This window comes from Bacillus sp. B2-WWTP-C-10-Post-4 (assembly GCF_009183805.1).
Taxonomy (GTDB): domain Bacteria; phylum Bacillota; class Bacilli; order Bacillales; family Bacillaceae_G; genus Bacillus_A; species Bacillus_A cereus.
Genome location: NZ_WEII01000234.1, coordinates 1 through 2,364, shown reverse-complemented (window position 1 = coordinate 2,364; position 2,364 = coordinate 1). Strand labels below are relative to the sequence as shown.

The window sequence follows — 2,364 nt, the reverse complement described above, 5'->3', positions numbered from 1 at the left end:
TTACTGCTACCTCATATGAAGATTTAAATTTAACAGTGGCTTCGAAAATTACAGCTCAAGAGATTGATAGTTTTATTGCGAAATATCACTCGGATAGTCCTTTAGTTGGACATGGGCAAGATTTTATTAATGCGCAAAATCAATATGGCGTGAGTGCTCATTATTTAGCGGCGCATGCGATTTTAGAATCTGGATACGGAAAATCAGAAATCGCATATCAAAAACATAATCTATTTGGTCTACGTGCATATGATGGAGATCCGTTTAAATATGCGAAATATTTACCAAGCTATGGCGATAGCATTGCTTATAACGCTAATTATGTACGAGAAAGATATTTAGAAGAAAGTGGTATGTATTATAACGGCCCAACATTAACTGGCATGAATGTGAAATATGCATCAGATAAAGGCTGGGCTAAGAAAATTGCGGGTATTATGGAACGTATTAAACCGTTCCATGTAGAAGACTATACATATGCAAAAAAATTACCAAAGAATCCTGAAACATTAGATGTCGACGCGTTATCTAATGAAATTCCATATAAAATGTATGCAGACGGTTCAAGCTCAAATGTTGTATCATCAGCTACTTACTATCAGGTACCTTATCCATTTAATTTAAAAATTAAAAGTAGACCAGATGTAGCTGTCGAGGAGAATGAAGTTGGTACAGTAACTCCTGGAACAACCATCTTTATTTATCGTGAAGATCCGAATGGATGGGTAGAATTCTCTTTTGAAGCTAATGGAGAAAAATATTGGACATTAAAAAATAAATTAAGTATGTAATTAAAAAGATCTATTTCACTAGTTTTAATCACATATAATTGAGAGACAAGTTTTTTACTTTCTTAAAATAAAGTTATGTATACAAGAAAAGTTAGAGAATTATTTTCTCTAACTTTTCTTCGCTAGTATTTGAAATTAAAAAGATGGTGGAGTTACTCCAAATATAACAGTGACTTTGTTTAAAGAAGTGTTTTCCCACTTATGCTTTGCATAAGGTGGGATTTTAACACTATCACCTGTATTGAGAAGTAAAACCTCATCATTTAGATATAGTTTTACTTGCCCTTCCATAATAAAAGCTATTTCTTCCCCTTTATGTGCCACAGGCTCCATAGATGAAGCAGTTTGAGGTAACAGATTCATTAAAGCCAATTCTAGTGCTCCATCTAAATTAGGAGATAATAACTCATACGAAACATTGCCGCTTTCAGGAAAAGTTATTTTTTTCCTTTGGTTAGCTCTTACAACTAATTCTTCTGTATTGGTATCCTCTAAGAAAAAATTAAACAATGGAATATTTAATGCTACAGAAATTAATTTTAGTGTTTGTAATGAAGGATTTGTGATTCCTTTTTCAATCTGACTTAACATAGAAGGTGTTATATCAGCTAACTCTGCTAAACGCTTACTGGTTAATCCGGAACCTTTTCTAAATGCCCTAATTTTGTGACCAACATTAATATCGTTCATATATGTAATCCCCTTTAAATAAGCAAATAAAATTAAATTATTATTAATTTTATTTACTTATACTTAATATATTGTTAATATATACTTAATTATAATAAATTATGATTAATTTTAAAACATCATATGTACATATGGCAGCAGCTGTGAAAAAGTGGGGAAAAGATTTACTTAGAAACAAAGGGGCTACTATTTTTGAATATACAGCGGGGTATAGTAATGCAGTAGTTGCTACACGTCTGAATAATTGATATACAAATAAAAGTTGATGGATCGCATCCTCTATTTGTATATCTACCATGTGGAGTAGGATTTGGTGGAGTTTCGTTTAGTTTGAAAATTATGGGATGGGATCATGTAGATGTAATTTTTGCTGGGCCTACCCATTCTCCGTATATACTAATAGGTATGATGACCGGATTATATGATGGTATTTCCATACAAGATTTTTAATGAAATGGATCCTAATAAGTAAAGGACAACTTAAGAGTAGACTTCAATGCTGTATTGTAAAATTTTTAAGGAAGTGAAAATAGTATGAAATCAGCTTTAAATAGTATTATGATCTCCTCGATTTTTGCAGTAGGAGGGATCCTTTCGCTTTTGTTTAATTTAATGGGGGATCAAGATTGGATCTGGAATTGGGTAGGGCTATTACTGGCATATCTATCTTTGGGCATTTTAATCGGTTTATATAATAAAACTGTGGATCACAAAACATTTCCTAAAATACTAAAAAGAACTTTGTTTATTTCCTTTAATGTTACTATATTAGGGATAATCATAGGGGTAACATACCAACTATTAGGAAAGTGGAATCTTACTATAATGATGTATTATTGGTTGATAATTTTATTACTACATTTAATTACTGTAATAACTTTAT

3 protein-coding genes are annotated in these 2,364 nt (G+C 31.4%); 2 read left to right on the top strand and 1 reads right to left on the bottom strand.

From position 1 onward, the window contains the following. Nucleotides 1–791: N-acetylglucosaminidase (locus GBN78_RS29455; protein WP_226798513.1), on the top strand; the 791-nt coding region annotated here is incomplete at its 5' end. Nucleotides 792–926: 135 nt separating this feature from the next. On the opposite strand, the gene GBN78_RS29450 is transcribed toward GBN78_RS29455, so the two are convergent. Then, on the bottom strand, nucleotides 927–1,481 hold the full coding sequence (locus GBN78_RS29450) for a helix-turn-helix domain-containing protein (protein ID WP_000997926.1): 555 nt from the start codon (nucleotides 1,479–1,481) through the stop codon (nucleotides 927–929). 534 nt (nucleotides 1,482–2,015) lie between these two features. Here GBN78_RS29450 and GBN78_RS29440 point away from each other — a divergent pair. Continuing rightward, nucleotides 2,016–2,364 (top strand): DUF3902 family protein (locus GBN78_RS29440; protein WP_152128019.1); only part of this gene is annotated, 349 nt, incomplete at its 3' end.